27 protein-coding genes are annotated in these 25,858 nt (G+C 69.2%); 13 read left to right on the top strand and 14 right to left on the bottom strand.

The genetic code is table 11. The features are described from left to right. Positions 1-528, bottom strand: coding sequence for a hypothetical protein (locus tag ACZ5ZX_RS25485; protein ID WP_465504490.1), 528 nt, complete (start codon positions 526-528; stop codon positions 1-3). Positions 529-685: 157 nt separating this feature from the next. On the opposite strand from ACZ5ZX_RS25485, the gene ACZ5ZX_RS25480 reads away from it, so the two are divergent. Continuing rightward, positions 686-1,651: a 2-hydroxyacid dehydrogenase gene (locus ACZ5ZX_RS25480; RefSeq protein ID WP_465504489.1), complete on the top strand. Its 966-nt coding sequence runs from the start codon at positions 686-688 to the stop codon at positions 1,649-1,651. Then, positions 1,648-2,772, top strand: a complete 1,125-nt coding sequence (locus ACZ5ZX_RS25475; RefSeq protein ID WP_465504488.1) for a glycerate kinase — start codon at positions 1,648-1,650, stop codon at positions 2,770-2,772. The genes ACZ5ZX_RS25480 and ACZ5ZX_RS25475 overlap by 4 nt, the downstream gene beginning before the upstream one ends. A 259-nt stretch (positions 2,773-3,031) precedes the next feature. Here the strand turns inward: ACZ5ZX_RS25475 and ACZ5ZX_RS25470 are convergent, their stop codons facing one another. Both ACZ5ZX_RS25470 and ACZ5ZX_RS25465 read right to left on the bottom strand, forming a co-directional pair. Continuing rightward, positions 3,032-3,337, bottom strand: a complete 306-nt coding sequence (locus tag ACZ5ZX_RS25470) for an iron-sulfur cluster biosynthesis protein (protein WP_465504487.1) — start codon at positions 3,335-3,337, stop codon at positions 3,032-3,034. 81 nt (positions 3,338-3,418) lie between these two features. Beyond that, a complete protein-coding gene (locus ACZ5ZX_RS25465) occupies positions 3,419-3,634 on the bottom strand; it encodes a hypothetical protein (RefSeq protein ID WP_465504486.1) in 216 nt (71 codons plus the stop codon). Between the two features lie 171 nt (positions 3,635-3,805). Here ACZ5ZX_RS25465 and ACZ5ZX_RS25460 point away from each other — a divergent pair, with 171 nt between their 5' ends. From ACZ5ZX_RS25460 to shbA, 4 genes are all read left to right on the top strand, one after another. Next, positions 3,806-4,261 (top strand): GtrA family protein, encoded by a 456-nt coding sequence (locus ACZ5ZX_RS25460; protein WP_465504485.1) that lies wholly within the window; start codon positions 3,806-3,808, stop codon positions 4,259-4,261. A 10-nt stretch (positions 4,262-4,271) separates the two neighbouring features. Beyond that, the gene (locus ACZ5ZX_RS25455) at positions 4,272-4,622 is read left to right on the top strand and encodes a YidH family protein (protein ID WP_465504484.1); all 351 of its coding nucleotides are present in this window, start codon (positions 4,272-4,274) and stop codon (positions 4,620-4,622) included. 13 nt (positions 4,623-4,635) lie between these two features. Continuing rightward, positions 4,636-4,932, top strand: coding sequence for a DUF202 domain-containing protein (locus ACZ5ZX_RS25450; RefSeq protein WP_465504483.1), 297 nt, complete (start codon positions 4,636-4,638; stop codon positions 4,930-4,932). Between the two features lie 250 nt (positions 4,933-5,182). After that, a complete protein-coding gene (gene shbA, locus ACZ5ZX_RS25445; RefSeq protein ID WP_465504482.1) occupies positions 5,183-5,839 on the top strand; it encodes an RNA polymerase sigma factor ShbA in 657 nt (218 codons plus the stop codon). An 84-nt stretch (positions 5,840-5,923) separates the two neighbouring features. Here the strand turns inward: shbA and ACZ5ZX_RS25440 are convergent, their stop codons facing one another. The 3 genes from ACZ5ZX_RS25440 to ACZ5ZX_RS25430 are packed head-to-tail and all read right to left on the bottom strand — an operon-like array spanning position 5,924 to position 8,015. Further along, the gene (locus tag ACZ5ZX_RS25440; RefSeq protein ID WP_465504481.1) at positions 5,924-6,748 is read right to left on the bottom strand and encodes an amidohydrolase family protein; all 825 of its coding nucleotides are present in this window, start codon (positions 6,746-6,748) and stop codon (positions 5,924-5,926) included. Next, positions 6,745-7,716 (bottom strand): aldo/keto reductase, encoded by a 972-nt coding sequence (locus ACZ5ZX_RS25435; RefSeq protein WP_465504480.1) that lies wholly within the window; start codon positions 7,714-7,716, stop codon positions 6,745-6,747. The genes ACZ5ZX_RS25440 and ACZ5ZX_RS25435 overlap by 4 nt, the downstream gene beginning before the upstream one ends. Then, on the bottom strand, positions 7,713-8,015 hold the full coding sequence (locus ACZ5ZX_RS25430) for an L-rhamnose mutarotase (RefSeq protein WP_465504479.1): 303 nt from the start codon (positions 8,013-8,015) through the stop codon (positions 7,713-7,715). The genes ACZ5ZX_RS25435 and ACZ5ZX_RS25430 overlap by 4 nt, the downstream gene beginning before the upstream one ends. A gap of 106 nt (positions 8,016-8,121) precedes the next feature. On the opposite strand from ACZ5ZX_RS25430, the gene ACZ5ZX_RS25425 reads away from it, so the two are divergent. Next, entirely contained in the window at positions 8,122-8,832 is a 711-nt protein-coding gene (locus ACZ5ZX_RS25425) for a FadR/GntR family transcriptional regulator (RefSeq protein ID WP_465504478.1), read from the top strand. Between the two features lie 104 nt (positions 8,833-8,936). Here the strand turns inward: ACZ5ZX_RS25425 and ACZ5ZX_RS25420 are convergent, their stop codons facing one another. From ACZ5ZX_RS25420 to ACZ5ZX_RS25395, 6 genes are read right to left on the bottom strand one after another with little or no spacing between them, the layout of a single operon-like run. Then, entirely contained in the window at positions 8,937-9,956 is a 1,020-nt protein-coding gene (locus ACZ5ZX_RS25420; protein ID WP_465504477.1) for an ABC transporter permease, read from the bottom strand. Continuing rightward, the gene (locus ACZ5ZX_RS25415) at positions 9,953-11,476 is read right to left on the bottom strand and encodes a sugar ABC transporter ATP-binding protein (RefSeq protein ID WP_465504476.1); all 1,524 of its coding nucleotides are present in this window, start codon (positions 11,474-11,476) and stop codon (positions 9,953-9,955) included. The genes ACZ5ZX_RS25420 and ACZ5ZX_RS25415 overlap by 4 nt, the downstream gene beginning before the upstream one ends. Further along, the gene (locus ACZ5ZX_RS25410; protein ID WP_465504475.1) at positions 11,473-12,516 is read right to left on the bottom strand and encodes a sugar ABC transporter substrate-binding protein; all 1,044 of its coding nucleotides are present in this window, start codon (positions 12,514-12,516) and stop codon (positions 11,473-11,475) included. Before ACZ5ZX_RS25410 ends, ACZ5ZX_RS25415 begins: the two co-directional genes overlap by 4 nt. Before the next feature lie 40 nt (positions 12,517-12,556). After that, positions 12,557-13,315: an SDR family NAD(P)-dependent oxidoreductase gene (locus ACZ5ZX_RS25405; protein WP_465504474.1), complete on the bottom strand. Its 759-nt coding sequence runs from the start codon at positions 13,313-13,315 to the stop codon at positions 12,557-12,559. Continuing rightward, complete coding sequence (locus ACZ5ZX_RS25400; protein WP_465504473.1) at positions 13,308-14,612, bottom strand: enolase C-terminal domain-like protein; 1,305 nt, start codon at positions 14,610-14,612, stop codon at positions 13,308-13,310. The genes ACZ5ZX_RS25405 and ACZ5ZX_RS25400 overlap by 8 nt, the downstream gene beginning before the upstream one ends. Then, positions 14,612-15,472: a fumarylacetoacetate hydrolase family protein gene (locus tag ACZ5ZX_RS25395; protein ID WP_465504472.1), complete on the bottom strand. Its 861-nt coding sequence runs from the start codon at positions 15,470-15,472 to the stop codon at positions 14,612-14,614. Before ACZ5ZX_RS25395 ends, ACZ5ZX_RS25400 begins: the two co-directional genes overlap by 1 nt. 230 nt (positions 15,473-15,702) lie before the next feature. Between ACZ5ZX_RS25395 and ACZ5ZX_RS25390 the strand changes: the two genes are divergently transcribed. Further along, positions 15,703-16,947 (top strand): Bcr/CflA family multidrug efflux MFS transporter, encoded by a 1,245-nt coding sequence (locus ACZ5ZX_RS25390; protein WP_465504471.1) that lies wholly within the window; start codon positions 15,703-15,705, stop codon positions 16,945-16,947. Between the two features lie 269 nt (positions 16,948-17,216). Here ACZ5ZX_RS25390 and ACZ5ZX_RS25385 read toward each other — a convergent pair whose 3' ends face one another. Next, positions 17,217-18,440, bottom strand: coding sequence for an NAD(P)/FAD-dependent oxidoreductase (locus tag ACZ5ZX_RS25385; RefSeq protein ID WP_465504470.1), 1,224 nt, complete (start codon positions 18,438-18,440; stop codon positions 17,217-17,219). 217 nt (positions 18,441-18,657) lie between these two features. Here ACZ5ZX_RS25385 and ACZ5ZX_RS25380 point away from each other — a divergent pair, with 217 nt between their 5' ends. The 3 genes from ACZ5ZX_RS25380 (at position 18,658) to ACZ5ZX_RS25370 (ending at position 22,836) form a co-directional block, all read left to right on the top strand. Continuing rightward, positions 18,658-18,876 (top strand): hypothetical protein, encoded by a 219-nt coding sequence (locus ACZ5ZX_RS25380; protein WP_037303652.1) that lies wholly within the window; start codon positions 18,658-18,660, stop codon positions 18,874-18,876. Between the two features lie 58 nt (positions 18,877-18,934). Further along, positions 18,935-20,908 (top strand): SDR family oxidoreductase, encoded by a 1,974-nt coding sequence (locus ACZ5ZX_RS25375; RefSeq protein ID WP_465504469.1) that lies wholly within the window; start codon positions 18,935-18,937, stop codon positions 20,906-20,908. Between the two features lie 113 nt (positions 20,909-21,021). Next, positions 21,022-22,836: a hypothetical protein gene (locus tag ACZ5ZX_RS25370; RefSeq protein WP_465504468.1), complete on the top strand. Its 1,815-nt coding sequence runs from the start codon at positions 21,022-21,024 to the stop codon at positions 22,834-22,836. A 4-nt stretch (positions 22,837-22,840) separates the two neighbouring features. On the opposite strand, the gene ACZ5ZX_RS25365 is transcribed toward ACZ5ZX_RS25370, so the two are convergent. Beyond that, positions 22,841-24,169, bottom strand: coding sequence for an aminotransferase-like domain-containing protein (locus ACZ5ZX_RS25365; protein ID WP_465504467.1), 1,329 nt, complete (start codon positions 24,167-24,169; stop codon positions 22,841-22,843). Positions 24,170-24,256: 87 nt separating this feature from the next. On the opposite strand from ACZ5ZX_RS25365, the gene ACZ5ZX_RS25360 reads away from it, so the two are divergent. Next, positions 24,257-25,084 carry an ABC transporter ATP-binding protein gene (locus ACZ5ZX_RS25360; RefSeq protein WP_465504466.1) on the top strand — a complete coding sequence of 276 codons (828 nt, stop codon included), beginning with the start codon at positions 24,257-24,259 and terminating at the stop codon, positions 25,082-25,084. A 28-nt stretch (positions 25,085-25,112) separates the two neighbouring features. Then, positions 25,113-25,769, top strand: coding sequence for an O-methyltransferase (locus tag ACZ5ZX_RS25355; protein WP_465504465.1), 657 nt, complete (start codon positions 25,113-25,115; stop codon positions 25,767-25,769). Positions 25,770-25,858 lie beyond the last annotated feature (89 nt).

Genomic DNA, 25,858 nt, shown 5'->3' with positions numbered 1-25,858 from the left:
TCAGCTGATCCCGCTGCCGGGCGGGAACCATTCGACGGCCTTGAAGTCCCCGGTCTCGACCCGCTCGAAAGGCGCACTGCTCAGGCACGGCGGCACGATCTGCTTGCTGTCGGGGTCGGGGCCCCAGCTGTAGCCGACCCTGTCGTGCCCGCCGTGGTCGTACACCGTCATCCCGACCCGGCGATCCTTGAGCTCCGGGACGTTCGTGTCCTCGACGATGCCGGTGACCACGGCGACCGGGCCGCCGACGACCAGGCAGTCGACCCTGCCCTGGAAATAGGCGGAGAACCCCTCACCCGCATGGCTCACCCGGAAGGTTCCCTTGCTTTCCGGGAAGAGACCGCGCGCGTCGAAGGTGAACCGGACGTCCTGGCCGTCCTTGCGCAGCATCTTGGCGCTGCCGGTCAGGCTCGGTTCGGCCGGCTTCCCCTTGCCCTCTTCCGCCCCCGACGCCGGGCCCGACGCGACGAGGGTCGTGGCGATGACCATCGCGGCCCCGATGGCCGCGAGTTCTCGTGATCGTTTCATTTCCACCCCTGGAATCCCCTGCTCGCGGAACCTTTCCGCGGTTACGACCCTCCCGGCACGACGGGTGGTGACGACTCCCCCGCGCAGGGGAAGCGCCTCCCTCATAGCGGGGATTCGCGCGTTTGGGATACCAACTGCCGCCCACTAGGCTGGGGCCGTGACCTCGACGATCGCGGTGACCCGGTGGATTCCCGACGAAGCGCTGAAAGTGCTCGCCGAAGCCGGGGAGGTGAAACTGTCGCGCGCCGACCGGCCACTGACGCCGGACGAACTGCGCGAATTCGTCCAGGGCGTGTCCGCGATCGTCGGCATGCTGCACGACCGGATCGACGGCACGGTCGCCGACGCGGCGGGCCCGGCGCTGAAGGTCGTGGCGAACGTGGCCGTCGGCTACGACAACATCGACGTCCCGGCGCTGGCCGAACGCGGCGTCACGGTCACCAACACCCCCGGCGTGCTCACCGACGCCACCGCGGATCTGGCGTTCGGGCTGATCCTCGCGGTCACGCGACGGCTCGGTGAGGGCGAACGGCTGCTCCGCTCGCGCACCCCTTGGTCGTTCCACCTGGGTTTCCTGCTCGGTTCCGGACTGCAGGACAAGACGCTCGGCGTCGTCGGGCTCGGCCAGATCGGGCAGGCGGTCGCGCGGCGGGCGCTCGGTTTCGGGATGCGGATCGTCTACTCAGGACGGTCGCGGGCCGCCGAAGAGGTCGAGAGGACCTTGGGCGCGGAGTACGTGTCCTTCGACGAACTGCTGAAGAGCGCCGACGTCGTCTCACTGCACTGCCCTTTGACCCCGGAGACCCGGCACCTCATCGACGCGGACGCGCTGAAGACGATGAAACCGGGCGCCTTCCTCATCAACACCACGCGCGGACCCGTCGTGCACGAAGCGGCGCTGGCGGACGCGCTCGAAACCGGGGAAATCGCCGGAGCGGGCCTCGACGTCTTCGAGGCCGAACCCGAGGTAGAGCCCCGCCTGCTGAATCGCGAAAATGTCGTCTTGACGCCGCACCTCGGATCGGCGACGGTCGAGACCCGTACCGCCATGGCCGTGCTCGCGGCCGAGAACGTCGCGTCGGTGCTCACCGGCGGAAACCCGCTGACGGAGGTTCGTCCATGACTCGTGTGGTCATCGCGCCCGACAAGTTCAAGGGAAGCCTGACCGCGGTCGAGGCCGCGGAGGCGATCGCCCACGGCGTCCGCGACGCACTGCCCGAGGCCGAAATCTCCGCCTGCCCGGTCGCGGACGGCGGCGAGGGAACGCTCGACGTTCTCGTGGCGGCGGGTGGCCGTCTCGTGGAACTCCCGGTTCGCGGACCACTCGACGACACCGTCGACGCGCGCTACGTGACACTCGACGGAACGGCCTACATCGAATCGGCCCGCGCGTGCGGGATCGAGTTCGTCGAGCCGAGCCCGGAGGTGGCGCTGGCCGCACATACCTGGGGCGTCGGCGAACTGCTCGCGCACGCCATCGACAACGGCGCGCGGCGGCTGGTGCTGACCGTCGGCGGAACCGCGAGCACCGACGGCGGCGCCGGGATGCTGGCGGCACTGGGCGCCGGGGTGTTCGACGCGTTCGGGGCGCCGGTCGGGCTTGGCGGCGGCACGCTGGGCCGCGTCGCGTCGGCCGAACTCGGTCCGGTGCGCGAGCGACTCGGCTCCGTGACGGTCGCCGTCGCCACGGACGTGACGAATCCGCTGCTCGGACCGCGGGGCGCCGCCGCGATCTTCGGCCCGCAGAAGGGCGCCGGACCACGCGAAGTCGAGCAACTGGACGCGTCGCTGGCCCGCTGGGCACAAGCGCTGCGGAACGCCGGGACTCCCGACGTCTCCGACATCCCCGGAGCCGGGGCGGGCGGCGGGGTGGCCGCCGGCGCGATCGCGGGACTCGGCGGTCGTGTCGAATCCGGTTTCCAGCTCATCGCCGGGCTCACCGGTGTCGACGGCGCCATCGAGCGCGCCGACCTGGTCATCACCGGCGAGGGATCGCTTGACGAGCAAAGCCTCGACGGCAAGGCCCCGGCGGGCATCGCGGCCCGCGCGCACGAGCACTCGGTGCCGCTGATGGTGCTCGCCGGACGGATCCAGCTCGACGAGGGCCAACTCGCCGGTCTGGGAGTCGTGGGCAGCGCCGCCCTGATCGATCACGCGCCTTCGCTCGACCACGCACGTGCGCACGCGGCGGCACTCCTGCGCGAGCGGGCCGGAGAACTGGTCCGCGCCTGGGCCCGGACTTAGTGAGTGGTAAGTCAAGCGTGCCTGTTGCTGGTCCGTGAAGGCCTCCTTCCCTACCTTGAGGGTAAGTAAGGGGACCTTCACGGGACGGGTGGGGAACTTCGAGGGACTTTCAGGCCCTGGGGACCCGCATTCGCCCGGTCACACCTTGATCAACGGAAGATCCGGGTACTCGACGTCCCCGATCCTCCGTTGATCAAGGTCGTGCCGGTCAAGACCGGTGGACCGGCGCCCCGCACGAACTCCACACCACGCGCCCGGTTCAGCTGCCAGGCTGAGGCTGCGGAAGCACGGCGAAGGCGACTTCGCCGGTCTCGTCCTGCTGGACGTCGAGCACCTTGTCGTCGAGCAACGCGGCCGCCTCCGGCTCCAAGAAAACCTTCGGGCCCCCATCGGCGCCGAGCACCTTGTCGCCGCTTTCAGGCTGCGGAGCGACGGAAACCGCGAGCTGCGGACTGTCTCCTTGCTGGGAGTGCATCGCGAACCGCAATCCGCTGCCGTCCTCGGTTCCCTCCTGCCCGGTCAGTGCGGTGATCGCCTCGGCGGCGGCTTCGGTGACTGTCAGCATCTCTGCCCTTCCTTCGTCGCGGTCTTGCACTTGACGGACCACGCTAGGGGGTGACGACACGGCCCGCCGTCTGAGTGAAGATCATTTTTCGCCGACGTCCGGCTCCTCTTCGGCCAGCCGCATGGCGTGCGACTCCCCTTCGCGGATCTCCGCGGGCGTCGTCCCGAACCGGTCGGCGCCACTCCAATGCTCGGGTGGCTCGACGCCTTCTTCGAGCGGATCGGCCCGGAGTTCGTCCTCGTCGAGCGCCTCGGTGGGGCTCAAGGTTTCCGGCTCAGCCGTCTCGCGGTCGTCCATCGGCCGTTCCCTCCTCGTCGGACGTTCGCCGGGCCGTGTTGTACTCGACCCGGTCCCTGTGGCCTACCCGATGCCGCCGGAGGCCAAACGACGGCGCTGTCGGGGGGATCACAGTTCTCAACGGCTTTAGCAGCTTCACAAATTTGTGAAACGAGGGGTAGCGTCGTCTTCATGACCACCACCAGGTGGGCGCCAGGGCACCGGATCATCCGGCGCGCGCCGGAACGGCATCACGAGCTCGGCCACCATGCCGCCTGGTACGTCGTCGCCGGGGTCGCCGCCACCGGCCTCCAAGCGGTGCTCTTCCTTGTCCTTCAGCCGGTATTGGGCCCCCAGCTGGCCAATCTGGTCGCGCTCGCGGTCACGACGGTCGGGAACACCGAGTTCCACCGTCGAGTCACCTTCGCCACCCGGAAGAGTCATGCGGGCAAACGGCATTTCCAGGACGTGGTGACCTTCGCCTTCTACGCCGCGTACGGCTCGATCGTGCTCGCGTCCCTCGACGCGGTGATCTCCGAGCCGACCGCGCTGGAGCAGACGGGCGCCTTGCTCGCGGCCAGCGTCGTGGGCGGCATCGCGCGCTTCGCGGTCCTTCGCTGGTGGGTCTTCCCGCGCCAGAAGGCTTAGTCTTCGTCACGTGGCAGAGATCAACGGCCCGCACGACGGCGGTTCGGAACCCGACTACCGATTCACGCTCGCCAACGAACGGACCTTCCTCGCCTGGCTCCGGACGGCGCTGGGCCTGCTCGCCGGCGGCGTCGCCGTGCACCAGCTGGTGCCGGACCCGAGCACGCTGAGCACCGTCCTCGCCGGACTGTGTGTCGTACTGGCCGCCGTACTCGCGGCGAGCGCGTATCCGCGCTGGCGGCAGGTGCAGACCGCGATGCGCGCGGGACGGCCGCTGCCGAAGAGCGGGATGCTGATCGTGTTGACCGCCGGGATCCTCGTGATCACGCTGACGGCCGCGGCACTGGTGGTCTTCTCGTGAACTTGGCGAGCGCGTGAGCGATCACGGAGCGCAAGCGGAACGGACGGGACTGGCCTGGCGCCGGACGGCGCTCGCGGCTACTGCCTGCACACTCCTGCTGCTGCATCTGGCCGCCCGGCGGGGCTGGGGGACAGCGGTCATCCCGGTGGTGTTCGCCGGTGCCATGGTGATCACCCTCACCGCCGTCGGAGCGGTTCGTGAACGGGCACTGCGCAGGGCGGTCACCCCGAAATCTCTTAACCCTGCCTTGGCTGTCACCGTGTCGGCACTCGTCGTAGCGACGGCGGTCGCTTTGATCGCGGTGCGCTAACCGGCGCGCACATCGAGCGATCGCGGACGCCCTTTTCACGACACAGAGTCTCGGTTCTATTAAGCCGACTCCGGCGAATGGGCTATCTCTAGTTGAAATCTTTACTGCCGTCCGATCGGCGCCTACGATTACGCTGCGTCGCAACGGCGGCAGGTGAATCTGATCTTACGGAGCATCTGCCGCCCTCAATCGTTACGGATTGTTGACCCCTCGACAGCGACGGTCGCAGGGTCGGCCGGGGAGGACGACCATGCAAGCAATCTCCAGCGCGTCCAGAACCGTCACCACCGATGCGGTCCCCGGCTATACGACACCGGAGAACCTGCCGCGACCGGGCGGACGGTTGACGAAGGAGGATCTCGATCCTCTCGTCAAGGACGCGGGCGACGGGAATCCCGCCGCCATCCAAGCGCTGCTGCGGATGATCGGCCCCGTCGTGGTCCGCTACTGCCGCGCCAGGATGGGCGGCCGCGACCTGTCCTACCTGTCGGCGGACGACGTCGCTCAGGAAGTGTGCATGGCCGTGCTGAAGGCACTGCCGGGCTATCAGGATCGCGGTGGGTCGTTCCTCTACCTGGTGCACGCGATCGCCGCCAACAAGGTCGCCGACGCCTACCGCGCGGTCTCCCGTGACCGGTCGGAACCGGTACCGGAACTGCCGGAGCGGCCCATCGGCGACAACGAGCCCGAAACACACGCCCTGCACCTGGATCTCGGTGCCCGGCTCAACCGTCTGCTCTCCACCCTGCCGCGAGTGCAGCAGGAGATCCTCGCGCTCCGCATCGCCGTCGGCCTCTCCGCCGCCGAAACCGCCGAGGCTCTCGGAATCTCCGCCGGCAACGTGCGCGTGACGCAGCACCGCGCACTCGCCCGCCTGCGGACGATGGTCACCCACGAGGAATTCTGATCTTTCCTTCCCCCTGTCGCAGGTCGTTGATCGGCGGCTACCCGGCGCCCGGACCCCGCGCCTCTCCCTTTCCCGACCCGCCGCTCACGTGAGCCGATAGGCCCGCCGAGCCGTGCCGTCGAAGAACTCCAGCCGCTCGGCGTCGCTCAGCGAACCGGTCAGCGAGAACGCCGTGTCCACGACCACCTCGTACGCGGCCGCGAGCTCACAGACAGGCCAGTCGGAGCCGAACATCAGCCGCGAAGCCCCGAAGCACTCCAGTACGTGCTCGGCCCAGCGCGCCAGATGTCCGACCTTCCACGCTGCCCAGTCCGCCTCGGTCACCAGTCCCGAGAGCTTGCAGTACACGTTCTCCAAGGCGCCCAAGGCCGCGATCCCGTCCGCCCACGGCTGCCATTCCCCGGCGATGATCGGTGGCTTCGCGGCGTGGTCGAGGACGAAAACCTGATCAGGCAACGACTTCGCCGCGGCAACGGCCGCCGCGAGCTGAGGCGGCTTCACCAGCAGGTCGTACGCCAGCCCGGCCTCGCCGAGGGCGGCGAGACCGCGCAGGACCTCGGACCGCGTCAGCCACGACGGGTCCGGTTCGTCCTGCACCTGATGCCGGATTCCCACCAGTGGCCCGGAAAGGGCGGCGAGGCGGTCGGCGACATCGGGAGCGGTGAGATCGACCCAGCCGACGACACCGGCGATCAGGGGTTCGGCGGAAGCGGTCTCGAGGAACTCGCGCGTCTCCTCGTCCGACGAGATCGTCTGTACCAGCACGGTCGCCTGCACACCCGCCGCCTCGGTCACCGCGCGGAGATCGTCCACTGTGTACGGACGGCGGATCGGATCGAGTGCGGCGTCCTCCAGCCACGGATACCGCCGCCGCGAGGGATCCCAAAGGTGGTGGTGCGCGTCGATCACGACTGTCCTCCCGGTCGCAGCACGGTGTCCTCACGCAACAGTCCCGCACGGATCAGGTCCGTCCACAACCCGCGCGGTACCGGCCGCCGGAACCGCTCGGCGTTGAGCCGCACCTGGCCGGGGTCGTGCGCGCCGACGACGACGGACACCACCGCCGGATGCGCCGCCGGCAGCGCCAAAGCGGCCTGCGGGAGTTCGACGCCGTGCCGTCCGCAGACTTCGGCGATGGCCTGCGCCCGCGCGACCAGCTCGGTGGGCGCCTCGGCGTAGTCGTACATCGTGCCCGGCGACACCGTGGCGAGGATGCCCGCGTTGAACGCTCCCCCGGCCACCACGTCCACCCCGCGTTCCGCGCACAGCGGCAGGAGATCGTCGAGCGCGGGCTGGTTGAGCAGGGTGTACCGGCCGGCCAGCAGGATCACGTCGAGGTCGAAGCGGCGGACGAACTCCGCGAGCATGGGCGCCTGGTTCATCCCCGCGCCGATGGCGTCGACGACACCCTGCTCCCGCAGCTCGAGCAGCGCGGGGAACGCGCCGTTGACGGTGTCTTCGAAATGTTCGTCCGGATCGTGCACGTAGACGACGTCCATCCGGTCGAGGCCGAGCCGTTCCAGACTGTCCTCAAGCGACCGCAAGATCCCTTCTCGGCTGAAGTCCCAGCGGCGTTTGTAGGCCGCGGGCACGACGAAACCCTGGCTGTCGGTCCGTGAAGCGCCCTCGGGGTCGGGTTCCAGCACGCGGCCGACCTTGGTCGACACCACGTAGTCCGCGCGGGGGTACGCCGAAAGCGCCGCGCCCAGCCGTCGTTCGGACAGCCCGAGACCGTAGTGCGGGGCGGTGTCGAAATAGCGGATGCCTTCGTCCCATGCCTGCCGGACGGTCGCTTCGGCTGTTTCGTCGGTGATGGCGTGGTACAGGTTGCCCAGCTGCGCGCAGCCGAGCCCGAGTGGGGACAAGGAGATCTTCACGGAAGCTCCCAGACCAGGCCGAGACCCGAATCGCCGCCCGAGTAGTCGTCTTCGACGTCGAGCAGTTCCGACATCCGCGCCTGCCAGGGAATGTTGGCCGGATGATCACGCAGGATCGCGCGCATCTTCGCGTAGTCCTCGACCTCCACCACGTGGAAGAGGTCGAGACCGTCCCGCCAGATCCGCCACGAACGCACGCCCGCGGACCGCAGCGCGGCGTCGAGATCGGGCGGGATGACGGCGTGGACGGACTCGTATTCGGCCTCCTTGCCCGGCTTCAACCGGGTGTGGAGTGCCACCCTTTGTAGTGCGACACCGTGGGTCAACGCTCCTCCTCAGCGGGAAACATGGCACTCTGTCAACTGACACACAAACATCCGAGGTCTTCGGGGAGGGCGGTGGAAGATGCCGGTCACCGATGTCGCGATCGACAAGATCAAGGACATGATCATCTCCGGTGAGCTTGCTCCCGGCGACAGGCTGCCGAAGGAGGCCGAATTGGCCCAGCGGCTCGGCCTGTCCCGCAGCTCGCTGCGCGAAGCGGTGAAGGCGCTGTGCCTGATCCGCGTACTCGACGTCCGCCAGGGCGACGGGACATACGTCACCAGCCTCGAACCGAATCTCCTGCTCGACGCGATGACGTTCGTGGTGGACTTCCACCGGGACGACACCGTGCTGGACTTCCTCGCCGTCCGCCGGATCCTCGAACCGGCGGCGACGGCGCTGGCCGCGATGCACATGAGCGACGAGGACATCGCGGAACTAGGCCGCCTGCTCGACGAACTGGCCGACTCGCCGACGGTGGAGGCGCTGGTCGCGAACGACCTGCAGTTCCACCGCAAGATCGCCGACGGCTCCGGGAATCCGGTGCTGTGTTCGCTCCTGGACAGCCTGTCGGGCCCCACCGCGCGCGCCCGTATCTGGCGCGGGCTCACGCAGGAGGGCGCCGTCGCGAAGACCCGCGAGCAGCACACGGCGATCTACGAGGCCATCGCCGCCCGCGAACCCGAACTGGCGCGTTCGTGGGCGACCGTGCACGTGGCGGGCGTGGAGCAGTGGCTCCGCAACGCCCTCGGCACCGCCGACGATCCCACCGCGGCCGCCGAAGCTTCCTGACACAGTCCCTCTCCTCACGTCCTCGAACCGGCCTCCGGCGCGCCATGAAAGGTCCTTTCCTTGCAAATTTCGCAAGGAAAGGACCTTTCATGGCGTCGGCGAGGCTAGGTCTGGGCCTTCCCGCCGGCATAGCGGGAGATGATCAACGCGACCAGGATGATCACGCCGTAGATCGCCTTCAGCCATTCCGGCGGCACCTGCGCCACCTGCAGCAGGTTGGTGACCGTCTGCAGGAGCAGCACGCCGGTGAGCGCCCCGACCAGAGTGCCCTTCCCACCGTCGAGTGAGACACCGCCGATCACCGCAGCCGCGAACACCTGCAGGATCAGCCCGTCGCCCTGATCCGCGCCGAGCGCGCCGACGTAGCCGGTGTACGCGAGGCCGCCGAGCGCGGCCAGCACACCGGCGACCACGAAGACACCCCAGGAGATCCGGTCGACGCGGATACCCGCGGCCCGCGCGGCCTCACGGTTCCCGCCGATGGCGTACAGCGACCGGCCGATCCGGTGATACCGCAGCCCCAGTCCGAACACGGCGAACAGCGCCGCGGCCAGCCACACCGACATCGGCAGCCCGATGAACGTGGTCGTCGCCAGCGCGGTGAACACGTCCAGCTGGTCGAACAGCGTCTTCCCTTGGGTGGACCCGATCTGCGTACCGCGCAGCACCGTCAGCATCGCCAGCGTGACGATGAAGGCGTTCAGCTTCAGCTTGACGATCAGGAAGCCGTTCACGAAGCCGACGGCGGCACCGGCCACCAGCACGGCGAGAATGCCCGCGAAGCCGGGGAATTCGGTGCCGAAGCCGGAAGAGGCCACCGGGATCACCAGCATCGCGCCGAGCGCGGGCGCCATCCCCATGGTGGATTCCAGCGACAGGTCGAACTTCCCGGTGAGCAGGACCAGCGATTCGCCGAGCACCACCATCGACAACGCCGCCGAGGCGGACAGGATGCCGACGATGCTGCCGAAGGTCAGGAACGTGTCACTGATCAGTCCTCCGATGATCAGCACCACGATGAGCGCCGGTACCAGTGCCAGTTCCCGCAGCCATTTGAACTTCCGGCGCTTCGGTGGTGGCTGCCCCAAGGAAGCCGTTTTCGGATCCGTCATCAGTTCGGTCATCCGCGCTCGACTCCTTCGATGTCGGCCACCAGGTCGCCGTCGGACCAGCCCGCCCGGTGTTCGGCGACCACCGCACCGGCGCGCAGCACCAGCACCCGGTCGCTCAGGCGCAGGTCGTCCAGCTCGTCGCTGACGATCAGCACCGCCTTGCCCTCGGCCCGCACCCGGTCGACGACCGCGAGCAGGGCCTCCTTCGATTTCACGTCCACGCCGGCGGTCGGGTTGATCAGCACGACCAGCCGCGGGTCCCCGGCGAGCGCGCGGGCCAGCACGACCTTCTGCTGGTTGCCGCCGGACAGGTCGGACACCGGCTGATCGGCGCCCGCCGCGACGATGTCGTAGTCCGCGAGCGCCTTCGAGCCCCGCTCGTACCGGGCACTCGGTGACGCGATGCCACCCTTGCCCATCCGGTCCAAAATGGACAGGGTGGCGTTGTCCATGATGGAGTGTTCGAGGACCAGTCCTTCCTGATGCCGGTCCCTCGGCACACAGCCGACCCCGGCGCGGATCGCGGCCGGGATGTCGCCGGGTTTCAACGGCTTTCCCTCGACCCGGACCGTCCCGGACGACGCCGCACGCAGTCCGTACACGGTTTCGGCGACCTGGTGTTTGCCGCTGGCGTTGCTGCCCGCGAGCCCGATCACCTCGCCGCGATGGATCCGGAAGGTCACGTCGGCGAACCCGTCACCGCAAAGCCCGTCGACGGTCAGCACCTCGTCCGCGCCGGAATCCAGCGCCTCCCGCGTCGAGGCGTCGCGGACGGAAAGCCCGCCCTGTTCCCCGGTCATCGCGTCGATCAGCTCCGCGCGGCCGACCTCCGAGACCGGCGCGGTGAGGATGTGCTTGGCGTCGCGCAGCACGGTGACCGCCTGGCACACCTCGTACACCTCGTGGAGGTGATGCGAGATGAACAGGAAGGTCACCCCGTTCGCCTGCATCTGGCGCATCCGCTCGAAAAGCCGTTCGATCGCCTGGCTGTCCAGCTGCGCCGTCGGCTCGTCGAGCACGATGAAGCGGGCACCGTAGGAAAGCGCTCTGGCGATCTCGACGAACTGCCGGTCTTCGACCGAGAGCTCACCGGCCGGGGTGTCGACGTCGACGTGGACGTCCCAGGAGTCGAGTAGTTCCCTCGCCTGGCGGCGCAGGCGCTGCCAGCCGATCGCGAACCCCTTCCCCGACTGGCGGTTCAGGAACAGGTTCTCCGCGACGGTCAGCTGCGGGACGACCATCGCGTGCTGATAGACACAGGCGACCGCGCGTTTCCAGTCGTCCTGTTTGGACAGAGGAGGGGCGGGGACGCCGCCGAACTCGACCCGCCCGGTGTCCGTTTTGGACAATCCGGTGAGGATCGAGACGAGCGTGGACTTCCCCGCGCCGTTGCGGCCGACGAGCGCGTGCGACTCGCCGGGGTGCACGGTGAGGCTGACGTCGGAGAGCGCCACGGTCGGGCCGTAGCGTTTACCGACGCCCTGTGCGCTGACCACCGGTACGGCGGCGGAGCCGGCGGGCAGCGCGCTCACAGGTTGTTCCCCCAGAGGGCCTTGTCGTCCACGTTGTCCTTGGTGACGACGGGCGCGGGAAGCTGGTCTTCCAGTATTCCGGGCCGGACCTCGACGACGGTGCTGCCGTGGTCGGTCGGCCCTGCCTTGAAGGTCTCCCCCGCCATCGCCTTCTTGATCCAGTACATGCCGTACTTGGCGTAGTCGTCGGCGGGCTGGGAGACGGTCGCGTCGAGTTCACCCGCGCGGATCGCGGCCAGTTCCTGCGGGATGCCGTCGTTGCTGACCAGCACGACGTGCTTCGGGTCGCCGACCGGGAAGTACAGGTTCTTGCGCTTGAGGGCCTGCTGCGTCGGCGCCAGGTAGACGCCGCCCGCCTGCATGTACACGGCCTTGATGTCCGGGTTGGCGGTCAGGAGGCTGTCCAACCCGGACGAAGCCTTGTCCGCCTTCCACTCGGCGGAGATCTCCAGCACCTGGACACCCGGGAACTTCGTCTTCATGCACTGCCGGAAAGCCTCGGAGCGGTCACGGCCGTTGACCGAGGCGAGGTCGCCCATGATCTGCACGACCTTGCCCGAAGTGACCTTCGCGCCGATCGCCTCGCAGGCCTTGGTGCCGTACGCCTTGTTGTCCGCGCGCACCACCATCGCGACCTTGCCGCTCTCCGGCGCGACGTCGACGGCCACCACCGGGACGCCCTTGTTCTCCGCGGCCTTCAGGCCCGCCACGACGGCGGCGGAGTCGAGCGGCGTCACGACGAGACCCTTGACGCCCTGGTTGAGCAGGGTGTTGATGTCGGTGATCTGCTTCGCCGAGTCGCTGTCCGCGTTGACCGTCGGCAGCGCGTCGACACCCTGCTCCTTGGCCTTCGCCGGCACGTAGTTGTTGTAGGCCTGCCAGAACGGCGAGGTCAGCAACGGGATCGTCGCGCCGACCTTGCCGCCTTGGGCCCCACCGGCTCCCGGTGCGGCCACGTTGTCCTTTGTGGACCCGCACGCTGACAGCGCCAGCCCGAGCGCGGTGGCCGCGACGGCCACCTTGATCACCCTCGTACGCACCGCATCCTCCTTGATGACAGCCGGGAACCGGAGTATCGAGCTACTGCTGGACCGGGCCGCGTGGACGCAACCCGTACATCCCACCGTCGACGGCGAGCGCCGTGCCGGTGGTCGAAGCCGACAGCGGGCTGGCGAGGTACACGATCGCGTTCGCGACCTCGTCCGCGGTCACCAGCCTGCCCATCGGCTGGCGGGCGGCCAGCGCGGCCCGTTCGGCCTCCGGGTCACCCGCCGAGTCGAGGAGCCTGCCGACCCACGGGGTGTCCGCGGTGCCGGGGCAGACACAGTTGACCCGGATCTTGTCGGCGAGGTGGTCGGTCGCCATCGCCAGGGTCAGCGAGAGCACCGCGCCCTTGCTGGCCGAGTACAGCGCGCGGTTGGGCAGCCCCGCCCACGCGGCGATCGAGCAGGTGTTGACGATCGCGGCCGACGGCGAGTCCTTCAAATGGGGCAGCGCCGCCCGTGCCAGCCGGACCATACCGACGACGTTGATGTCGAGCACCCGGTGCCATTCGTCGTCGTCGTTGGCGGTGACGTCACCTTGCGCACCGATACCGGCGTTGTTGACCAGGATGTCCAGCCTGCCGAACCGCTCGGCCACCGCGTCGATCGCGGAGCGCACTTCGTCGTCGGAACCGACATCGCAGCGGAAGCCGGTGAGCCCCTCGGGGAGGTCGTCCGGTTTCAGGTCGAGCACCGCGACCGTCGCCCCGCGGGAGGCGAGCAGATCCGCGGTGGCCCTGCCGATCCCGGACGCGCCGCCGGTGACGGCGGCGACGAGGCCTTCGAACTCACTCACTGGCAGTCTCCGTCCATTCTGGACCGTCGGGGAAGGTGAACCGGCGCAACGTCGCGTCGTGCATCCGCGCGGAGAAGCCCGGCGCGGACGGGGCGAGGTACCGTCCGCGCGCGACGACGGCCGGGTCGGTGAAGTGCTCGTGGAGGTGATCGACCCACTCGATCGACCGGTCGGTGTCCGAGCCGGACACCGCCACGAAGTCGAACATCGACAGATGCCGCACGAGTTCGCACAGCCCGACCCCGCCGGCGTGCGGGCACACCGGGACGCCGAACTTGGCCGCCAGCAACAGGATCGCCAGGTTCTCGTTGAACCCGCCGACCCTGGCGGCGTCCAGTTGCAGTACCGAGATCGCGCCCGCCTGCAGGAGCTGCTTGAACACCACACGGTTCTGGACGTGCTCACCGGTCGCCACGCGGATCGGGGCGAGCGCCTTGGCGATCGCGGCGTGCCCGAGCACGTCGTCCGGCGAGGTCGGCTCCTCGATCCAGTACGGGTCGTACGGCGCGAGCGCGGTCATCCAGGTGACGGCGGTACCGACGTCCCAGCGCTGGTTCGCGTCGACCGCGACCCGGATGTCCGGGCCGACCGTCTCGCGGGCGAGTTTCAGCCGGCGGACGTCGTCCTCCAGATTGCCGCCGACCTTCAGTTTGATCATCTCGAAACCGTCGGCGACCGCCTGCTCGGCGAGCCGGACGAGCTTCGTGTCCGAGTAACCGAGCCAGCCGGGGGACGTGCTGTACGCGCGGTATCCGTCGCGCTCGATCCGGGCGATCCGCTCGGCGCGGCCGGGTTCGGCGGCACGCAGCAGCTTCAGAGCCTCTTCCTCGGTCAAGGCGTCGGACAGGTAGCGGAAGTCGACGAGGGAGACCAGCTCCTCCGGCGACATCTCGGCGGCGAACCGCCAGACCGGGAGCCCGGCGACGCGCGCGGCGAGATCCCAGGCGGCGTTGACCACCGCGCCGATCGCCATATGCGCGACCCCCTTCTCCGGGCCGAGCCACCGCAGTTGCGAATCACCGATCAAGGCGCGGGACAGCTCGCCGAGCCCGGCGGCGCCGGTGGGTACTTCGCGGCCGACGACGTGGGGTTCCAGCGCGCGGATCGCCGCGGCCTGGACGTCGTTGCCGCGACCGATGGTAAAGGCGAGGCCGTACCCGTCAGGACCGCCGTCGGTGTGCAACACGACGTACGCGGCCGAGTAGTCCGGGTCCGGGTTCATGGCGTCCGAGCCGTCCAGCTCCCGCGAGGTGGGGAAACGGACGTCGAGCACCTCCATGCCGACGATCTTCGCCATCACGCCTGCCTCACGTTCTGGCGCTGACGGCCGAGACCGTCGATTTCGAGCTCGACGACGTCACCCTCGCGCAGGTACGGCTTGGGGTCCGGCTGACCGAGCGCGACGCCCTGCGGGGTGCCGGTGTTGATGAGGTCGCCGGGGCGCAGCACCATGAACTGGCTCAGATAGTGCACGATCTCGGCGACCGAGAAGATCATGTCCTTGGTGGACGAGTCCTGTTTCTTCTCGCCGTTGACCCACAGCCGCAGGCCGAGCGCCTGCGGATCGGGCACCTCGTCGGCGGTGACCAGCCACGGGCCGAGCGGGTTGAAGTTCTCGCACGACTTGCCCTTGTCCCACGTGCCGCCGCGTTCGAGCTGGAACTCGCGCTCGGACACGTCGTTCGAGACGGTGTACCCGGCGACGTACTCAAGAGCCTCTTCGACGCTGTCGAGGTAGCGCGCGGTCTTGCCGATGACGACGCCGAGCTCGACCTCCCAGTCGGTCTTGGTCGACTTCCGCGGCACGAGCACGTCGTCTTCCGGGCCGACGACGACGTCGGAGGCCTTCATGAAGACGACCGGCTCGTCTGGTACGGCGGCACCGGACTCCTCGGCGTGCTGCCGGTAGTTGAGGCCGACGCAGACGACCTTGCCGGGCCGCGCGATCGGCGCGCCGACCCTGGCGCGCGCCGCTGCCTCACCGGCTTCCGGCACCTCACCGGCGGCGAGCGCGGCCGCGACCCTGGCGACGCCGTCGCTCGCGAAGAAGGTGCCATCGATGTCGGCGGTCAGACCCGCGAGGTCGCGCAGCGTGCCATCCCCGGCACGTACGAACGGACGCTCACTTCCCGGCTCCCCGAGACGCAACAGCTGCACGGATTTTCCCTTCCGGCCGAACCGCCAAGAATCAACGGCTCCAACAGCAACAAACAGACATCCGATGTATACCCGACGACCTCCGGCGAGATCTAGAGGCCATCCGGATTTGTCCAGAAAAGTGATCGGATCAGTCTCGGGGCGCGAAAGTGCCATGGGTCACACCTGGAATAGTTACCTACTCTAAGCAAGTTGTTCCTCGCGGAACCATCACTGGGGAAGGGAAGAGCATGACCATCGCGCCCGAGCGAATGGCGGAACCCGTCGCGCGACCGATACCGACCGGACGCGCCCGGTTCGTCCTGATCCTCGGCGGCCTGTCCGCCTTCGGGCCCCTGTCCATCGACATGTACCTGCCCGCGCTGCCGCAGATGGCGGGCGAACTGCACGCGGCGGACGCGACCGTCCAGCTCACGCTGAGCGCGTTCATCATCGGTCTCGCCCTCGGCCAGCTGATCCTCGGACCGCTGTCCGACGCGATCGGCCGTCGCAAACCGCTCGTGGCCGGCCTCGCGCTCTACATCGTCGGATCGCTGCTGTGCGCCTTCGCCCCGAGCGCCGACCTGCTCATCGCCGCCCGCGCCGTCCAGGCCTTCGGCGCCGCGGCGGGCATCGTCATCGCCAGGGCGACCGTGCGCGACCTCTACTCCGGCACCGCGATGACGAAGTTCTTCTCGCTGCTCATGCTCGTCAACGGGCTCGCGCCGATCCTGGCGCCGATCATCGGCGGCCAGATCCTGAACTGGACCTCGTGGCGCGGGGTGTTCGTCTGCCTGACCTTGTTCGGCGCGATCCTGCTCACCGTCGTGTTCTTCCTGCTGCCGGAACCCCTCCCCGAGGAACGGCGTACGCCCGCCCGGTTCGGCTCGGTGATGCGGACTTACGCCGGTCTGCTGCGCGATCGCGGTTTCCTCGGTTACGCGCTGGCCTCCGGGCTGATGTTCGGCAGCCTGTTCGCCTACATCTCCGGGTCGTCCTTCGCGCTCCAGGGCGTCTACGGCCTGAGCCCGCAGGCGTACAGCCTGGTCTTCGGCCTCAACGGCATCGGCATCGTGCTCGTCGGCCAACTGAACGGGCGAATCGTCGGACGCTTCCCGGAACGGACGCTGCTGACCGTCGGCCTCGTCATCGCGGCGGTCGCCGGTTTCGGCGTGCTGGCCGCGGTCGCGCTGGACCTGAGCCTCATCGGGCTCCTGATCCCGCTGTTCGTCCTGGTGTCGAGCATCGGCATGGTGGCGCCGAACGCGAGTTCGCTGGCACTCGCCGAACAGGCACGGTCCGCCGGTTCGGCGTCGGCGTTGCTGGGTGTGCTGCAGTTCGTCGTCGGCGGGCTGGCGACGCCGCTGGTCGGACTGGGCGGCGCGGGCACCGCGGTCCCGATGGGGATCACGATGGCGGCGTTCGGCGTTCTCGCGCTGCTGGCCTTCGGGACCATGACGCGGTCTTCGCGGGCTTTGGTTCCCCAGGAGGTTTAGCTCTCGTAGCGCGCACCTGTGGCCTGCGGACCTGCTGGCTTGGGGAGCGCGTGAAGGCCCCCTTCCCTCGGCTCAGCCGAGGGAAGGGGGCCTTCACGCGCAGCCGCTACGAACCCACCCACGCAGGTACCTGAAGCCCCCTGGCCAGAACGACACTGACCACTCACGACACCCACACCTCTGGCCCCCCAGGACGAAAAAGGCTGCAATGAAAGGTCCTTTCCTCGCAAATTTTGCAAGGAAAGGACCTTTCATAGCATCCAGAGGGGTCAAGCGAGGGTCTTGAGATCAGCCGTCCTCAACTGGTCCGCGGTCACCGCCGCGCGTCCGTCGACCAAGGCCTTCAACGCGTCCCCGTCATCCCACTGGTTGACGTTCATCGCGGCGGTCACCTGTCCGTCCCGCAACCAGAACGCCGTGAAGTCCCGCGCCGCGAGATCGCCCCGCACCACGAGTTCGTCGCTTTCGGGATCGGCGAGGCCGCGGTATTCGCAGCCCAGGTCGTACTGGTCCGAGAAGAAGTACGGGCTCTTCAGGTAAGGCTCGTTCTCCCCCAGCAGGTTCCCTGCGACGTGCTCGCCCTGCCATTTCGCGTTCGACCAATGCTCGACGCGCACCCGTTTGCCGTAGCGCGGATGGAAATGCGCGGCGATGTCGCCGATCGCGTAGACGTCGGGCGCGGCGGTCCGCAGTCCGGCGTCGGCGCAGACACCGCCGTCGTCGGACAGCTCCAAACCGGCGGCGTGCGCGAGGTCGATCCGCGGCGCCGCACCGACGGCCACGAGGACGACGTCCGCCGGAAGCTCGTCACCACTCTTCAGGCGGACACCGGTCACGCCGTCCGGACCGCCGGTGAATTCGGCGACGCCTTCACCCAGCCGCCAATGCACGCCGTGTTCGGTGTGAAGGTCCTTGAACACTCCGGACACCTGTTCGCCCAGTACCGCGAGCAGCGGCGAGCCGACCTGATCGACCACGGTCACCTCGGCACCGTGTTCCCTGGCGGCCGCCGCGGCCTCGGTCCCGATCCAGCCGGCACCGACGATCACCACCCGTTCGGCGGCCTTGAACGCCGAACGCAGCGCCAGCGCGTCGTCGAGGGTGCGCAGGGTCCGCAGTCCCGGCAGATCGCCACCGGGCACCGGCAACGAGCGCGGCCGGGAGCCGGTCGCGAGCACGAGCCGGTCGAACCGGTGCTCACCGCCCGCGTCGTCGGCCACGAGCCGCGCGCCGAGTTCGATCCTGGTCGCGGTCGCCCCGCTCTTGTGCGCGATGTCCTTCTCTTCGTAGAAACCCGCTTCGTGCACCCAATCGGGTTCGTCGGCCTTGCCCATCAGAAGTCCTTTGGACAACGCCGGTAATTCGTACGGGCGATGCGTATCGGTGCCGAGCAGCAGGATCTCGCCCGCGTAACCACGTTCTCGCAGCGTTCCCGCGGCCGTCGCTCCCGCGAGACCGGCTCCGACGATGACGATTTTCCTGGGTTCGGACATTCACGACCTCCCGAGCAGGCTCTCTTCGGACGCTACTACCGATCGGGCGTCCTCGCCCAGACACGGCAGCCCGTCCGGCCTAGCCCGCCCGGAAGTCGATCACGATCCGAAGGGCCGGTTAACCCATCAGTAGGAACGTCGAGTAATCCGCGTCACGGCCCCCGGACCGCCTCGTCCCAGCCTCGGACGAGAAAGGGAGATCATGGGAAACGGGAGGATGAGGACCTTGGCACCCCGCGACGAATGGTCGGTCGGCTGCCGGGATCTGGCAGGCAGGCGCAGGGACGTGACGGTGTTCGTGAGCGCGGACAAGATCGTGCTCGTGGCGCCACCCGGAGAGGCCGCCGTACTCGGGCCGCTGGACGTGGGGCGCCTGCGCGCCGCGCTCCGCGACGCCGTGGTCGCGGTGGCGGAACACCCGGACCACCACGAATGACAACTACCGTTCCTACTTCTGAGTAGGTAGAGTCTGCTCCGTTCGGAAGGAGCAGGCCATGACCACCTACTTCGTGACGGGCGCGACGGGCTTTCTGGGAAAACGCCTGGTCGCGCGCCTACTGCGGCGACCGGAGACCGCAGCCGTCCACGTTCTCGTGAGGGAGACCTCACGCGGGAAGCTCCCGAGCCACGAGAAGCTCGTTCCCGTCACCGGCGATCTGACCGAACCCACGCTGGGCATCGACCCCGCCAAAGTGGGTCCCCTCGACCACGTCGTGCATCTGGGCGCGATCTACGACCTCACCGCGGACGAGGCGGCCAACCGCGCCGCCAACGTCGACGGCACCCGCAACGTCCTGGAGTTCGCCGCCGCCGCGAACGCCGGGCTCTTCCACCACGTCTCTTCGATCGCGGTCGCCGGGCAGTACGCCGGGCGTTTCACCGAAGCCGACTTCGACCTCGGCCAGAGCTTCGCGTCGCCGTATCACGCGACGAAGTTCGAGGCCGAGAAACTCGTGCGACGGCACGGGAAAACGCCGTTCCGCGTGTACCGGCCGTCCGCCGTGGCCGGTGATTCGCGCACCGGCGAGATGGACAAGATCGACGGCCCGTACTACTTCCTCCCGGCGATCTCGCGCCTCGCCGCGCTGCCTCGCCGTCTTCCTTTGGCCGCCCCGGATCTCGGCGCCACGAACATCGTGCCGGTCGACTACGTCGTCGAAGCGATGGAACACCTCATGCACGTCGACGCGCCCAGCGGCAGCACGTATCACCTCGCGTCACCGCGCCCCCAGCCGCTGCACGAGGTCTACAACGCCTTCGCGCGGGCCGCGGGCGCGCCGAAGATCTCCGCCGTCCTTCCGCCGCGACCGTCCGGAGCGCTCAAGCGCGCCGGGACCCGCCTGGCGAAGTCCGCGGCGGCCGGGGTGGACCGGGTCCCCGGCGGCCGTTCCGCCCGCGCGGCGGTGCTGAAGGAACTCGGCATCCCGCTCGAAGTCCTGCCGCATCTGAGCATGGAGGTCGACTTCGACACGAGCGCGACCACCGCCGCCCTCGAAGGCAGCGGAATCACCTTGCCCCCGTTGAAGGAGTACGCCGGTCCGCTCTACCGGTACTGGCTCGCGCATCTCGACCCCGATCGCGGCCGCCGCCGTCCCGGGCCGGAACCGCTCGACGGCCGCAAGGTGCTGATCACCGGCGCCTCTTCGGGAATCGGGCGCGCGTCCGCGCTGGCCGTCGCCGCGAAGGGCGCCGACGTGATCCTCGTGGCCAGGCGCGCCGACCAACTCGAAGAGGTCCGCGAACAGATCGTCGCGGCGGGCGGGAAGGCGTCCGCGTACCCGTGCGACCTCACCGACGGCGACGCGGTCGACGCGCTGGTCAAGGACGTGCTCGCCGCGCACGGCGCGGTCGACATGCTGGTCAACAACGCGGGCCGCTCGATCCGGCGCTCGCTTTCGCTGTCCACCGAACGGTTCCACGACTTCGAGCGCACGATGGCGATCAACTACTTCGGTCCCGTGCGGCTGATCCTCGGCCTGCTGCCGTCGATGACGGAACGCGGCTTCGGCCACGTGGTCAACGTGACCACGCAGGGACTGCAGACGGACACGCCTCGGTTCTCCGCTTACCTCGCGTCGAAGGCCGCGCTGGAGGAGTTCGGGCTGACCGCCGGCCGGGAAACGCTTTCCGACGGCATCACCTTCACCTCCGTGCGGATGCCGCTGGTCCGCACCGACATGATCGCGCCGACCGGCTCCTACCGCGGCATGCCGGCGAGTTCGCCGGAGCGCGCCGCCGGTCTCGTGGTGAAAGCCCTTGAAGAACGACCGGAGATCTTGAACCTGCCCGAAGGCAAGGCCGCCGAATTGGTGACCCTCGTCGCACCCAAGACCGCCCGGTTCTTCGCGCATCTCGTCTACCGCGCGATGCCGGAGTCCGCCCCGGAAACCCGTGGCCTGCCCAGAAAGGCTCCGCTCGCGTCGGTCGCGGGCGCGGTCACCAGGCTGGTCTGGCGCCGCCGTCCCTGACTTCCCCGCGGCCGGGCTCGATCGGGGGAGGCCCCCGGCCGCTACCATCGGTTTCCGATACGCCGGGGTCGGCGGGCACGGGCCGAGGTAGGGACGAGCCGGGAAGGGGCAGTGTGGAAGTCGCCAGTCCCCCGCTGCCGACCGGACCGGACGCGGCTGCGGTACGTCCGTCCAGGACAGTGCTGCGGCTTTCCCTGCACGCGGCCTGGGTTCTCGCGCTCGCCGTCGCCACCGAACTGCGCGTGGGGCGCTTCGGTTTCCATCCCTCGGACCAGGGTTTCATCCTCGCCCAGGCGTGGCGGGTGCTGCACGGCGAGGTGCCGCACTCCGACATCATCTCCGCCCGGCCGCTGGGTTCGGCTTACCTGCACGTCGTCGACTTCGTCCTGCCGGGACCGTTGTTCTTCGTCTCCAGTGTGCTCAGCATGCTGGAGATCATCCTGGCGACCATCGCGTTCGCCGTACTGGTCACCCGGCGCCGCGTCCGCGACTGGGGGCCGGGGCTCACCGGGCTGACGGCGGCCGCCTCGTTGTTGAACCTCAACGCCTTCCCGCTGATGGCGTGGCACACGATCGACGGCATCTTCCTGACCGCCTGCGGCGCCTGGGCGCTGGATTCGGGACTGCGCAACGGCAAGGCGTGGCCACGGCGGCTCGGTCTCGTCCTGCTGGGGACAGCGGTGTTCGTCAAACAGAGCTTCGCGCCGGTGCCGGTGATCGCGCTGATCTGGCTGCTGTCGCATCCTTCGACGCGAGACGGCGCTTTCCGCACCGGGCGCTGGTGGGGGCGGCTGGCCTGGGATCTGCTGGCACTCGGCGCTTTCCTGCTCTTCTACCTCGGAATCGTCGCGTTCGACGGCGGGCTCGGCGCGATGGCCGAGCAGCTCACCGGCGGCGTTCCCGCGTACGGTGAACGGCTTCTCGGGCTGTGGGTGGAAAATCCCGAGACCCTCATGCTGCCACCGGTACGGGGCTTGACCTTCTTCGCGATCGCGGGCGTTCTCCTCGCTCTGCTCGCGATCTTCCGCGACCGCGCCGGACTCGCCGGCGCGGTCTTCGGACGGCTGCTGCTACTGGCGGGTGTGGCGGTGATCGTCGGCACCGTCGTGGATGGACACTTCACCGGCGCGTCCCGCTGGGCGGACGTCCTCTGGTGGATCCTCGGGGTCGCCCTGCTGGTCAACTGGGTGGCGACGCGGCGGTTCTCGCGAATGGGCGCGCTGGTCTTCGCGACCGGCTTCATGACGAGTCTGTCGTGGGGGAACGACACCCCGACGCTGTTCACCGGAACGCTGGCGCTGACGGCGATCCTGCTCCTGGCGGACGCGCTGCCGCCGATGCCCGCGCCGCCGGGCCGGGTCGGCCTGGCAGGCGCGACGGCGATGGGGCTGGTCGCGGTGCTGGCGTCGGGCTGGGCCGTGGTCGCGCACCACGACGAAGCCGCGTACCTCGACATGGCGCACGAGAGGCTGACCGGTGACCTCGGCACGGTGACGCCGTCGATGCGCGGCATCCGGACCAACCCCGGCACTTTCACCTACGTATCCCAGATCCGGGACTGCGTCACACGGTTCCCCGCGGCGCGCACGGCGATCCTGCCCGACAACCCGTTCGCCTACCCCGCGTTCGGCCTGCGCAACCCGTTCCCGCTGGAATGGCCGCTGCCGCTGGAGATCGTCGCCGACGCTCCGCAACGGATGCTCACGACCGCGGACGGCCTCAACCGCGACGGCGACTACCTGGTGCTGTTCCAGACCGTGCGCACGCCGACCCTGACCAAGGGCGGTCCGGTACCGGCCGAGGTCGCGGCCGACACGCCGATCTTCGACTACCTGGGGCTGGAAAACGCGCTGCGGTCCAGGCTCACCGGGCAGACCGTCACCTGCGGCAGCTTCATCGGCAAGTGGGCTCCCGGCCCGCGCCCCTGACGCGTCAGTCGACGCCGCCGTCTTCGGGACGTCCGGCGGCGAGCCCGGCGAGGACGTCCAAGGCGGCCGAGAGCGTCTCGAGGGGCGGCGACGACACCGCGAGCCGCACCGCGTTCGGCGCGTGCCCCGGGACGACGGCGAACGCGGCCGCCGGGGTGACCGCGATCCCGCGCCGCGCGGCCGCGGCGACGAAGGTCTCGGCACGCCAGTGCTCGGGGAGTTCCCACCAGCAGTGATACGCGCGCGGATCCGCGCGCAGCGTGAACCCGGCCAGCCGGGCCGCCGTCACCCGCTGGCGTTCGGCGGCGTCGAGCCGTTTGGCCCGCTCGACCGTTTCCAGGGTGCCGCCGGTGATCCACCGCGTGGCGGCTTCGACTGCGAACCGGGGCGCGACCCAGCCGCCCGAGCGCACCGCCGCGGCGAGCCGCTCCGTCCATTCCGCCGGGACGGCGAGGAAACCGGTGGTCAGCCCGGGTGCGAGCCGTTTGGACATACTGTCGGCGAACACCGTGCGTTCCGGCGCGTACGTCGCGAACGGACGGACCTCGGGCCGGAGGAAGGTGTAGATCCCGTCCTCGATCACCGGGATGTCCAGCCGTCGCACGGTTTCCGCCAGCGCGGCGCGCCGACCTTCGTCCATTGTGGACCCGAGCGGGTTGTGCAACGTGGGCTGGACGTAGAGCGCGCGGACGGGCGCGGCGGCGTGCGCGGCTTCCAGCGCTTCGGGTACGAGGCCCTGGTCATCGGTCTCGATGGGCACCAGCTGAGCGCCGAGCCGTCCGGCGAGTGCTTTGACCACGGGATAGGTGATCGCCTCGACGGCGAGCCGTTCCCCCATCGGCACGAAGGCGGCGATGGCGGCCGCGATAGCCTCGCGGCCGCTACCGGCGAAGAGGACCTCCGGCGTCCAACCGTCCTTCACGAAGAGTCCGGCAACGGCGTCCCTGGCCTGCTTCGAGCCGGTGACGCTCCCCGGGCGGAGCGCCGCCGACAGGACGTCGTCACGCAGCAGCGGCTCCAGCGCCTTCCCCACCAGCGCGGTTTGCTCCGGGAGGACGGCGAAGTTGAGTTCGAGGTCGATCAGCGCACCGCCGGGCTCGGCGAGCGCGGGCTCCAGCGGCGGCCTCGCGGCGCGGACGAACGTGCCGCGGCCGACCTCGCCGACCACGACGCCTCTCCGGACGAGTTCGCCGTACACCCTGGCGGCGGTCGAGTTCGCGATTCCGCGTTCGCGGGCGAACCTCCGCTGCGGCGGCAGCCGGTCACCCGGGCGCAGCCTGCCGGCCTCGATGTCGGCGGAGATCTCGTCCGCGACTATCCGGTAGTCCTCCACGCCTCATGATGTCATCGGAGGAGGTTGTGAGCCGACTGCGACCTACGGAACACCACAACGGCGGACTCCTAGGTTAGCCTAACCTGCGTGGAGACCGTGGAAACCCTCACCGAGCAGAGCACGACGTCCCGTCTGCACGCGGACGCGCTGACGCTCGCCTACGACGGCCGGACCGTGGCCGAAGACCTCGGGGTGGTCATCCCCGACCGGTCGTTCACCGTCATCGTCGGCCCGAACGCCTGCGGGAAGACGACCCTGCTGCGCGCGCTCGCGCGCATGCTCAAACCCCGCCAGGGTTCGGTGTTCCTCGACGGCCAGGTGATCAGCTCGTTCCCCGCCAAGGAGGTCGCGCGACGGCTCGGCCTGCTGCCGCAGAGTTCGATCGCGCCCGACGGCATCACGGTCGCCGACCTCGTCGCACGCGGCCGGTACCCGCACCAGCGCCTGCTGCGCCAGTGGTCCCGTGAGGACGCCACCGTGGTCGCGGAGTCCATGCGCGCCACCGGGGTCGACGATCTCGCCGAGCGGCTGGTCGACGAACTGTCGGGCGGCCAGCGGCAGCGCGTCTGGATGGCGATGGCGCTCGCGCAGGAGACCGACCTCCTGCTGCTCGACGAACCGACGACCTATCTGGACATCGCGCATCAGATGGACATCCTCGACCTGTGCGCGCAGCTGCACCAGGAACAGGGCCGCACCCTGGTCGCGGTGCTGCACGATCTCAACCACGCGGCCCGGTACGCGACGCACATGATCGCGATGCGGGACGGCGAGGTACTGGCGACCGGAGCGCCCGAAGAGGTCGTGACCGCCGACAACGTCGAAAAGATCTTCGAGCTGCCGTGCCGGGTCATGCCGTGCCCCGAGACCGGGACGCCGCTGGTGATCCCGAAAGCCGGCCGCCGCGCCGCCTGATCGCGGGTAGATTGGCGGCGGAGGTGCCATGTCACAGCAACTGTGGTCCGAAGTGGACGAGTACCTGTCCGGGGTGCTCGTCCCGTCCGATCCCGCTCTCGAAGCCGCGCTGAAGGCTTCGGAAGAGGCCGGGCTCCCCTCGATCGCCGTCGCGCCGAACCAGGGGAAGCTGCTCAACCTGCTGGCCAGGATGATCGGCGCGCGGTCCATCCTGGAAATCGGCACACTCGGCGGCTACAGCACGATCTGGCTCGCGCGCGCCCTGCCGCCGCAAGGCAAACTCGTCACGCTCGAGTTCGACCCGAAGCACGCCGCCGTCGCGCGGGAGAACATCGACACGGCCGGGCTCGGCGGGCTGGTCGACGTTCGCGTCGGCAAGGCGCTGGACCTCCTGCCGTCGGTCGAGGGTCCGATCGATCTGGCGTTCATCGACGCCGACAAGGTCAACAACCCGGCCTACTTCGAAGCGTCGCTGAAAATCGTCCGGCCCGGCGGCGTGATCGTGGTCGACAACGTCGTCCGCGGCGGCGCGGTGGCCAACGCCGCCAGCGAAGACCCGAACATCCAGGGGATCCGGCGGCTGCACGAGATGATCTCCACCGAACCACGCGTCGACGCGACGGCGTTCCAGACGGTCGGCGCGAAGGGTTACGACGGGCTGACCATCGCGCTCGTGAAGTCCTAGCCTGGTTGGTCGTGAGTGGCGGTTCGGGGTCTAAACCCCAACGCCAACCACCGCCAACTAGACCCAGCCCGCACCCGCGCCGAGCACCC

Source organism: Amycolatopsis sp. NPDC033938 (assembly GCF_055575975.1).
This window is presented reverse-complemented; position numbering and strand designations above follow the sequence as displayed.

Bases quoted from the DNA above. Each gene is read 5' to 3' on its own strand.
- ACZ5ZX_RS25485 (WP_465504490.1), bottom strand. From the start codon at position 528: ATGAAACGATCACGAGAACTCGCGGCCATCGGGGCCGCGATGGTCATC.
- ACZ5ZX_RS25475 (WP_465504488.1), top strand. From the start codon at position 1,648: ATGACTCGTGTGGTCATCGCGCCCGACAAGTTCAAGGGAAGCCTGACC.
- ACZ5ZX_RS25470 (WP_465504487.1), bottom strand. From the start codon at position 3,337: ATGCTGACAGTCACCGAAGCCGCCGCCGAGGCGATCACCGCACTGACC.
- ACZ5ZX_RS25465 (WP_465504486.1), bottom strand. From the start codon at position 3,634: ATGGACGACCGCGAGACGGCTGAGCCGGAAACCTTGAGCCCCACCGAG.
- ACZ5ZX_RS25460 (WP_465504485.1), top strand. From the start codon at position 3,806: ATGACCACCACCAGGTGGGCGCCAGGGCACCGGATCATCCGGCGCGCG.
- shbA (WP_465504482.1), top strand. From the start codon at position 5,183: ATGCAAGCAATCTCCAGCGCGTCCAGAACCGTCACCACCGATGCGGTC.
- ACZ5ZX_RS25425 (WP_465504478.1), top strand. From the start codon at position 8,122: ATGCCGGTCACCGATGTCGCGATCGACAAGATCAAGGACATGATCATC.
- ACZ5ZX_RS25420 (WP_465504477.1), bottom strand. From the start codon at position 9,956: ATGACCGAACTGATGACGGATCCGAAAACGGCTTCCTTGGGGCAGCCA.
- ACZ5ZX_RS25400 (WP_465504473.1), bottom strand. From the start codon at position 14,612: ATGGCGAAGATCGTCGGCATGGAGGTGCTCGACGTCCGTTTCCCCACC.
- ACZ5ZX_RS25390 (WP_465504471.1), top strand. From the start codon at position 15,703: ATGACCATCGCGCCCGAGCGAATGGCGGAACCCGTCGCGCGACCGATA.
- ACZ5ZX_RS25385 (WP_465504470.1), bottom strand. From the start codon at position 18,440: ATGTCCGAACCCAGGAAAATCGTCATCGTCGGAGCCGGTCTCGCGGGA.
- ACZ5ZX_RS25380 (WP_037303652.1), top strand. From the start codon at position 18,658: ATGAGGACCTTGGCACCCCGCGACGAATGGTCGGTCGGCTGCCGGGAT.
- ACZ5ZX_RS25375 (WP_465504469.1), top strand. From the start codon at position 18,935: ATGACCACCTACTTCGTGACGGGCGCGACGGGCTTTCTGGGAAAACGC.
- ACZ5ZX_RS25355 (WP_465504465.1), top strand. From the start codon at position 25,113: ATGTCACAGCAACTGTGGTCCGAAGTGGACGAGTACCTGTCCGGGGTG.